General features: G+C 38.4%; 8 protein-coding genes and 1 pseudogene. All 9 read right to left on the bottom strand.

Going from position 1 to position 9,476, the window contains the following annotated elements; translation table 11 throughout:
- Positions 1–278: 278 nt before the first annotated feature.
- Positions 279–1,769, bottom strand: coding sequence for a lysine--tRNA ligase (lysS, locus tag A194_RS0111805; protein WP_017187044.1), 1,491 nt, complete (start codon positions 1,767–1,769; stop codon positions 279–281).
- 213 nt (positions 1,770–1,982) lie between these two features.
- Entirely contained in the window at positions 1,983–2,477 is a 495-nt protein-coding gene (gene folK / locus A194_RS0111800; RefSeq protein WP_017187043.1) for a 2-amino-4-hydroxy-6-hydroxymethyldihydropteridine diphosphokinase, read from the bottom strand.
- Positions 2,467–2,838 (bottom strand): dihydroneopterin aldolase, encoded by a 372-nt coding sequence (folB, locus tag A194_RS0111795; protein ID WP_017187042.1) that lies wholly within the window; start codon positions 2,836–2,838, stop codon positions 2,467–2,469. The genes folK and folB overlap by 11 nt, the downstream gene beginning before the upstream one ends.
- Positions 2,831–3,651, bottom strand: a pseudogene (gene folP / locus A194_RS18310) (dihydropteroate synthase). Before folP ends, folB begins: the two are co-directional and overlap by 8 nt.
- A 26-nt stretch (positions 3,652–3,677) precedes the next feature.
- The gene (gene hslO, locus A194_RS0111785) at positions 3,678–4,547 is read right to left on the bottom strand and encodes an Hsp33 family molecular chaperone HslO (RefSeq protein WP_017187039.1); all 870 of its coding nucleotides are present in this window, start codon (positions 4,545–4,547) and stop codon (positions 3,678–3,680) included.
- Positions 4,540–5,325 carry a type III pantothenate kinase gene (locus A194_RS0111780; protein ID WP_017187038.1) on the bottom strand — a complete coding sequence of 262 codons (786 nt, stop codon included), beginning with the start codon at positions 5,323–5,325 and terminating at the stop codon, positions 4,540–4,542. The genes hslO and A194_RS0111780 overlap by 8 nt, the downstream gene beginning before the upstream one ends.
- Before the next feature lie 165 nt (positions 5,326–5,490).
- Positions 5,491–7,521: an ATP-dependent zinc metalloprotease FtsH gene (gene ftsH, locus A194_RS0111775; RefSeq protein WP_017187037.1), complete on the bottom strand. Its 2,031-nt coding sequence runs from the start codon at positions 7,519–7,521 to the stop codon at positions 5,491–5,493.
- Between the two features lie 106 nt (positions 7,522–7,627).
- Positions 7,628–8,164: a hypoxanthine phosphoribosyltransferase gene (gene hpt, locus A194_RS0111770; protein WP_017187036.1), complete on the bottom strand. Its 537-nt coding sequence runs from the start codon at positions 8,162–8,164 to the stop codon at positions 7,628–7,630.
- An 11-nt stretch (positions 8,165–8,175) separates the two neighbouring features.
- A partial coding sequence (gene tilS / locus A194_RS18305) for a tRNA lysidine(34) synthetase TilS (protein ID WP_017187035.1) occupies positions 8,176–9,476 on the bottom strand: 1,301 nt, incomplete at its 5' end.

Genomic DNA, 9,476 nt, shown 5'->3' with positions numbered 1-9,476 from the left:
CTTTTAATATATCAAATATTGATAGGTGAGTCAACAACTTTTAAAAGGTTTTTTCGTTAACTGTTTTAGCTAACTTGTCGTCATGAAGTGTCTCTCAATGCGACATTTAATAATTTATCATGCATGAAAGAGAAAGGCAATAGTTTTAATGAAGTTAATTTATTCTGAAAAATACCTTCTATTACTCTTCGATTTCTAACACAACAATACAAAAGAAAAAGGCTACCTGCTAACACCGCTCATAGTGTTAACAAGTAGCCTATTACTCTATACATATTTTATGAACGATTTCTCATCTGCGGGAACAGTAAGACATCGCGAATCGATGGTGAATTTGTTAATAACATAACTAAGCGATCAATTCCGATTCCTAAACCACCTGTTGGCGGCATTCCATATTCTAATGACTCTAAGAAATCTTCATCCATTAAATGCGCTTCATCATTTCCTGCATCACGTTCTTTAACTTGTGCTTCAAAGCGCTGGCGTTGATCAATAGGATCATTCAACTCTGAGAATGCATTAGCATGTTCTCTTCCAACAATGAACAGTTCAAAACGATCTGTAAAACGTCCGTCTCCCTCATTCTTCTTAGCTAAAGGTGAAATCTCAACTGGATGACCATATATGAATGTAGGTTGTACTAAATATTCTTCTACTTTTTGTTCAAAGAACTCATTTAAAACATGACCAAAAGTCAAATTTGAATCTACTTCAACACCGTGATCTTTAGCTAACTGGTGCGCTTGTTCATCAGACATCTCTTGCCAGAAGTCTACACCTGTGTATTCTTTTACGGCGTCAGCCATGTGCCATCTCTTCCAATTAGGTGCTAGATTAACAGTCTCTTCTCCATACTCAACAGATGTTGTTCCTAACACTTCTTTTGCAATGTGAGCAATTAAGTTCTCTGTTAGGTCCATAATGTCATGATAATCTGCGTAAGCTTCGTACAACTCAATCATCGTGAACTCTGGGTTGTGACGAGTCGATACACCTTCGTTACGGAATACGCGTCCAATTTCATAGACTTTCTCCATACCGCCGACAATTAAACGCTTTAAGTGTAGCTCAATTGCAATTCGCATATATAATTGAATGTCTAAGGCATTATGATGCGTTTCAAATGGACGTGCTGATGCGCCACCTGGAATTGAATGCATCATTGGTGTTTCTACTTCTAAGAAGCCACGGTCATCTAAGTAACGACGCATCGATTGTAAGATCTTACTGCGTAAAACAAATGTATCGCGACTGTCTAAGTTCGTAATTAAGTCTAAATAACGTTGACGATAACGTTGTTCAACATCTTTTAGACCATGGAACTTCTCAGGTAAAGGTCTTAAAGATTTCGTTAAGAACTCAAATGAATCAGCTTTAACAGATAATTCACCAACGTTTGTTTTAAACATTACACCTGATATACCGACGATGTCGCCTAAGTCTGCTGATTGAAAAATTTCGTAAGCATCTTCACCTACACGGTCTTTACGAACGTAAATTTGAATTTGACCCGATAGATCTTGAATATGAGCAAAGCCAGCTTTACCTTTACCACGCTTTGTCATAATACGCCCAGCAATCGTTACAGAAGTTTCGTCTTCTTTTTCCCCTAACTCTTCTTTAGAAAACTGATCGAAGTCTTCTTTGAGCTCTTTGGCTAAGTGAGTACGTACGAATTTATCGCCGAAAGGATTAACACCTGACTCCTGCAATGCTTTTAACTTTTCTATACGTGTTTGCATTTGGTCATTTAATTCTTCTGACACAATAATCACCTCTATTTATTCAAACTGTATATTCTTCCTTAATAGTATCAGTATGAGACTACGTTGCAACCACTTCGCTTAGAAGTCACCTCTCACACGCTTAATTTATACGGTCGTAACCGCACCTACTTAATAGTTGTTCGAGGATTTTAATTTCATCCATTAACCATTAAGCGTACCTTTCACTAGAACGACTTAGAATGCCAACAACTGCTAAATCTTTTTATATAATTCCACACCTTCAATTTCAGTCTCATCTAAGCGTTCGATATATGTTTGGATCGGTGTTCCCTCAATATGCAACTGTGGGTTTAAGTCTTTTAATGGGACTAACACAAATGCACGTTCAACCATCCTTGGGTGAGGAACCGTTAAATGATCTAACTGTATAGTTTGATCACCAAACATCAATATGTCTAGGTCAATCGTTCTTGGCCCAAACCTAATGTCACGTTCTCTTCCTAACTCTTTCTCAACTGATTGAGTTTCTTTCAACAGTTGTCCCGGTGACAAATCGGTTTCAGCTAACACTACCATATTTAAAAACTGACCTTGTTTAGTATAACCAACCGGCTTCGTTTGGTAAACAGGTGATGTATCAATTATGTTTACTTCATTCAAACCATCAAGAGTTTCAATGGCTTTATTTAAATACTCTTCTCGAGGCTCAATATTTGAACCTAACGCAATATACACTTTATTTTGCATCGTGACGCTCCCGATCAATCACAACTGATGCTGATTGATAGTACCCAGGGATTGGCGGTCCAGGTTTATCAATTTTGACTGTAATAGCTTCTAATGAAGAGAAAGATTCAAACATGCGCTTAGCTAAATCTTCAGCAACTGCTTCAATTAGATTTTTTGCTTCACCTTCTACAACAGTTCTGGCTACTTCATAAACTTGTCCATAATCAATACTATCGTTCATTTGATCCGAATGACCAGCTTTACTTAAGTCGCTCTTTAATTCTAAGTCGACAGTAAACCGTTGACCTAATTTATTTTCTTCTGGAAATAAACCGTGGTAACCGTAAAACATAAGTCCATTAAGCAAAATTTTATCCAACGTTAAACCCACCTTTGCCAACCATCGCATCCATCATTTTCGTTGCTCTTGCTACTTCTTTAACATCATGAACTCGAACGACATCTACCCCTTGAGCTATACCTTGGCAAATTGTTGCAATTGTTCCTTCTAGTCTTTCTTCAACTGGTAAGTCGAGCTCTTTTCCTACAATCGATTTCCTTGATGTACCTAGTAAGATTGGGAAGCCTAATGATTTTAGTTCATTTAAACGACGCATCACAAGCAAGTTTTGTTCATGGGTTTTACCAAAGCCAACACCAGGGTCTAAAATAATTTGCTCATCTCGTACCCCGTATGTCTTTACTAAATTAACCGATTCATACAATGAAGATTTCATATCTTCAATTAGGTCATCGTATGTCGGCTCTTCTTGGTTGTGCATTAATATAATTGGAGCACCTGTCTCTTTTGCAACTGCCCCAATTTCTGGGTCGTGTTTGGCTCCCCATACGTCATTAATAATGGAAGCCCCTGCTTTAAGCGCTGCATCAGCTGTCTTCGCTTTGTAAGTATCAATGGAAATCGGTTTGTCAATTTGACTTTGTATAACACTGATCGTTGGAACGACTCGATCAATTTCCTCACTCACACTTATAGGTGTGTGGCCCGGACGAGTTGACTCACCACCTATATCAATGATGTCTGCTCCATTTTCGACCATCATTTGAGCTTGTTTTACAGCAGCACTTTCTTCATTAACTGACCACCATCCGAAAATGAATCAGGTGTTACGTTCAAGATTCCCATTACTGCTGTTTTTTGAAGCGTATTGAGTTTAGTCTTCGTTTGCATTAGGATGCCTCCTTCATTAGGTCGGACTAACTTTTTAAACGTTCTAACTCTTCTACTGTTAGTGTATACACTTGGTTACAAAAATGGCAAGTTGCTTCAGCGCCACCATCTTCATTAATCATTTCATCGATTTCTTCGTTACCAAGTGAAGCAATCGCGTCTTCAGTGCGTTCTTTTGAACAGAAACATTTAAACTTAGTTTCTTGACGGTCAATAATATGCCATTTTTGCCCTTCAAAGAAAACCTCTAATATATCTTCTGGTGATTTACCTTCTTGAATTAATGTGGAGATTGCTGGCACTTGTCCGATTCGTTCTTCTATTAATGAAATCGTTTCGTCAGTTGCTCCAGGCATCATCTGAATAATAAAGCCGCCTGCAGCTAATATTGAGTAATCCGTATCAACTAATACTCCTGCTCCAACAGCAGATGGTATTTGTTCTGATGTTACAAAGTAATAAGTAAAATCTTCACTAATTTCTCCAGACACAATCGGAACTTGACCTGTAAAATTGTTTTTTAGCCCTAAATCTTTTACAACACTAACTGAACCATTTGTACCGACAGCACGACGAACGTCTAATTTACCATGAGTGTTAGAATCAAAATCGACATGTGGATTTTTAATATACCCTCTCACTTCACCTTTAGAATTTCCATCTGCAACAATGGCACCAATAGGACCATCACCTTCAACTTTAACTGTTAACTTATCTTCTCCTTTTAACATCGCACCCATCATAGCTGTGATTGTGATCGTACGACCTAATGCAGCTGATGCAGTTGGCCAAGTATCATGCCTTTCACACGCCTCATTCACAAGATTAGTCGATTCAATCGCGTATGCGCGTACTTGCCCATCAAATGCCGTTGCTTTAATTAAGTAATCACTCATTGTTGTCACCTTCCTTATTTGCACGATAAATTTCATATAAACCTTTTAAAGTTAACTCAGTATCAACGTAATCAATCGTTTGAGACCCTTTGCCGATTAATTTTGATAAACCACCCGTTGCTACTACAGTTGGGGGTTCATTGGCTTGTCCTTTAAAACGTTTAACTACTTCATCGACTTGACCAACATAGCCAAAGAAGATCCCTGACTGCATCGCTTCAACAGTCGAAGTCCCTACAACTTGTTCTGGTCTTGTTATTTCAATTCGCGGTAGCTTAGCTGCCTTTGAATACAACGCCTCAGTCGAAATGTTGATCCCAGGAGCAATTGCACCTCCAACATATTCACCATGTTCATTAACGTAACAATATGTCGTCGCTGTACCAAAATCGATAATGACTAACGGAGCACCATATTCTTTGATGGCACCAACGGCGTTAACGATCCTGTCAGCCCCTATTTCTTTAGGGTTAGGGTAGACCATTTTTAAACTTGCATCCACATTCCCTGCACCTACAACCATTGGCTTTAAATTAAAATAACGTTCACACATTTTCTCTAGCGCAAACATAATTGGCGGTACAACAGATGAAATAATGGCAGCATGAAAATCATTAAACGATAACCCGTGATGTTGTAACAATGCCTTAACTTCCATTGCATACTCATCTTCTGTTTTATATCGATCAGTTGCTACGCGCCACTGATAAGTTAATTTACCTCCATCAAAGACACCCATAACTGTATTTGTATTCCCCACATCAAGTACAAAGATCATAAGTTCACACCATTTCTTTAACCTTTATCTTATTTTAAATTTAAACGTAAAATTTACTCACCGTAAATCATATCATAAAAAATATTAAAAATGTCGCTTAACCTACTATACCTAGACATAAAAAACTACCCCCTAATGTTAGGAGGTAGTTCTTGGTGACATTAATTACTCTTTACGACGGCCTTCATCGTCTTTATTTTCTTCAGACGTTTCGTCGTTATGCGTCTCTTGCTCTTCTTGTGATTGAATATTAACTTTTACATCAGAATCAGTTTTTTCTTGGTCTGATTCTGTTGCGTCTTCCGTTTCCTTTTCTGAAGCAGACTGACTTGGACTTTCATCTACATCATCATCTTCTTCAGGCTCAGGAAGCACACCATCTTCAAATAGACCTTTAATTTGACGCGCGTCTAACGTTTCTACTTCTAGCAACGTCTTCGCGATCAACTCTAACTGTTCCTGATTTTCTGTTAAAATTTCTTTCGCACGTGCATAGCAAGATTTAATAATACTTTGAACCTCTTGGTCAATTATATAAGCAATTTGATCACTATAATTCGGTTCATTTTGGATATCCTTACCTAAGAATACTTGACCACCTGTGTTACCAAACTGTAACGGTCCAAGTTTATCACTCATTCCAAACTCAGTTACCATTTTACGCGCTATACCTGTTGCACGTTGGAAGTCATTATGCGCACCTGTACTAACTTCTCCGAAAATAACCTCTTCTGCAACACGTCCACCTAAGAGGCCTGTAATCTTATCAAGCAACTCTGGCTTCGTCTGGAAGTAACGATCTTCTTTAGGTAACATCACGGCATAACCACCAGCTTGACCTCTTGGTACGATGGTTACTTTATGAACCATATCAGCTTCATCTAAGACCATACCAATAACAGTGTGTCCACTCTCGTGGTAGGCAACAATGTTTTTCTCCTTCTCGGAAATAACACGACTCTTCTTAGCAGGGCCAGCAATGACACGATCAATCGCTTCATCTACGTGTTCCATTTCAATCTTTTTAGCATTCGCACGTGCAGCGACTAATGCTGCTTCGTTTAGTAAGTTTTCTAAGTCTGCACCAGAGAAACCAGGCGTTCTTAAAGCGATTGCTTTCACATCTACTGATTCACCTAGTGGCTTGTTTCTAGCGTGTACTTGTAATACTTCTTGACGACCTTTAACATCTGGTGTATTGACCGGGATTTGACGGTCAAAACGACCAGGACGTAGTAAGGCTGGGTCTAAAATGTCAGGACGGTTTGTTGCTGCCATCATAATGATTCCTTCGTTAACGCCGAAACCATCCATTTCAACTAGCAACTGGTTTAACGTTTGTTCACGCTCATCGTGACCGCCACCTACACCGGCACCACGTTGACGACCGACTGCGTCGATTTCATCAATAAATATAATACAAGGTGCGTTCTTCTTCGCATTTTCGAATAAGTCACGTACACGTGAAGCACCAACACCAACGAACATTTCTACGAAGTCAGAACCACTAATAGAGAAGAATGGTACTCCCGCTTCACCAGCTACCGCTTTAGCGAGTAATGTCTTACCAGTACCCGGAGGTCCAACTAATAATACACCTTTCGGAATGCGGGCACCTAATTCAGAGAACTTCCTAGGGTCTTTTAAGAATTCTACGACCTCAACTAACTCTTGTTTCTCTTCATCAGCACCTGCTACTTCGTTAAACTTCGTCTTCTTCTTATCTTCAGTATACATCTTCGCCTTACTCTTACCAAAGTTCATCATACGGCCACCGCCGCCTTGCATTTGGCTAAGTAAGAAGAAGAATAAGATGAAAATAATTAAAAATGGAATTAAAGTTGTGAAGAAACGAGCCCAAGCACTTGGCTCTTCCGCAGCTTCTACACTAACTAAGCCTTGCTCTGTTGCAAGATCCATCACATTATTCACTGTATCTTCAGTTGATGGAATTTCTGCTCTGAACGTTTCTAATTGATTCGTTTCAGGCGATCTATATTCCCCACGAACATCATACGCAAAATTCGTGTACTGTAATGTCATCTCTTCTATTTGACCAGTTTCTAAAGCTTCTTGAAACTCATTATAATTGAGTTCCTCTGTTTCTGGACTTGGATCGTTTAACATACCGATAATAGCGATGACAACTAGAAAAATTATTAAGTAAAATATGGTATTTCGGAAAACCCGATTCATCTCTTACCTCCTCCTAAGCGACAAAACTAAACTAATACTATCACAAATTTTTTCCACGGCTCAAACAATAGCTATGTAAATCCTACTAGCTATTTATATTAATGACTTACGAATATATTTCTTCTTTTAAAACACCAATATAAGGCAAGTTACGATACTTTTCTTCGTAGTCCAAACCATAACCGACAACAAAAGCATCTGGCACTTCAAAACCTACAATATCAGCAAAAATATCACCTTTACGACCTGAAGGCTTGTCTAAAAGCGTAACGATCGTAATGGACCTCGCTTGACGATACTTAAATAAATCAACTAAGTAACTTAACGTCAAACCGCTGTCGATAATATCTTCAATAATTAACAAGTCGCGCCCTTTAACTTGTGTATCAAGGTCTTTTACAATTCTTACTTCACCTGATGACTCCATACCGCCACCATAGCTAGAGACATCCATAAAATCAATCTCAACATGTGTTTCAACTCGCTTTAGCAAATCGTTCATAAATGGCATAGCACCTTTAAGAACACCGACAGCAAGCGGGAACTTTCCATTAAACTCTCTCGTAATCTGAGCCCCAAGTTCTTCAGCCTTTTTCTGAATTTCTTCTTCAGAAATCAGAACTTCTTTAATTTCGTTATGCACTATGAATCCCCCTAATCCTGTTCACCTTCTATGGTCAGTTTTAATTTCAAAGCGCCAGTTCGACTGACAAATTCACTCTTCACTATAAAAGGAATCCAAATGATTTCCCCTTGTTTACTTTCGACTATAGGCCAAGAATCCCTTTTCATTTTCGGGATTTTTTCATCAATAAATATATCTTTTACCTTTTTACTTCCTTTTAATCCTAAAGGTTTTACTCGATCTCCAGGCATCCTTGATCTAATCGTTAGCGGTAAGTCTGTCTCGTCTACATTAATCAAGAGTTGATGGTTTAAATCAACTTGCTGTGTATCATCGTATAATTCAACAGATAATGTCCATCCATTAGATAATGTAGCCTTTCCACCTAAATTCAGTTCAATGTTATACGGAGTTAAAGTTTCATGACTTTCTACTGTAATCGTGCATTCATCATATGACTTAATTGCACGCCACTGCTCGTTTGGAGACCATGTACTGTTTGGTTGGTTAGATGATAGCCAATCTAAAAAGGAAGGGTAAAAATCTTGATTCCTATTCGTGTTTACACTAAGATAGTTTAATATTAGATGAAAGCCTCTCCTTTGTAAAGGTTGAGGCAAGCTCACAAAAGATTTAATTGAAAAGGTCACTTTTTGTTCACAAAATTGGCTGAACAATCCCATTTCTTTTTCAGCTAAGCTAGTTAGCAACGCCTCATCCTCGCCTAACTGTTCATGTACACGCCTAACACTTTTATGTATATTATTATTTTCTTGTTTTATAAATGGTAATAAGTGATTTCTGAACCGATTACGAGTATATTGATCATCCTTATTTGTTGGATCTTCTCTATGCGGTAACCCTCGATCAGCCATATACGTTGTTAAATCGATTTTCTCAACAAATAAAAACGGTCTGATTACGTTCATCGAATACAAAGAACGTGATGCTTTCATACCAGTCGGTATTAATCCTTTAGTCAATTGCATATACATCGTTTCAACTTGGTCATCGCCATGATGAGCTAATACTAGTTTTCCTCTAGCACCCACGTATCTCTTGAAAGCATCATATCGTAACACTCTAGCTGCTTCTTGAACTCCAACTTGATACTTCTTTTGATACCCTTTTACATCAACGCAAATAACTTCACACGGTATTGCTAATGCTTCCGATTGTTCTTTCACAAACTGAGCATCTTCTTCTGAGTCGTTTTGGCGTAACTTGTGGTCGACTGTTAATGTTGTTAGCGTCAAATTCCACTGTTCCTTGATTTCAGCAAAAAAATGTAGCATCGCCATTGAGTCGATGCCACCTGAGACTGCCAAGG

The sequence above is a fragment of the Alkalibacillus haloalkaliphilus C5 genome (assembly GCF_000269905.1).
Classification (GTDB): Bacteria; Bacillota; Bacilli; order Bacillales; family Alkalibacillaceae; genus Alkalibacillus; species Alkalibacillus haloalkaliphilus_A.
This window is presented reverse-complemented; position numbering and strand designations above follow the sequence as displayed.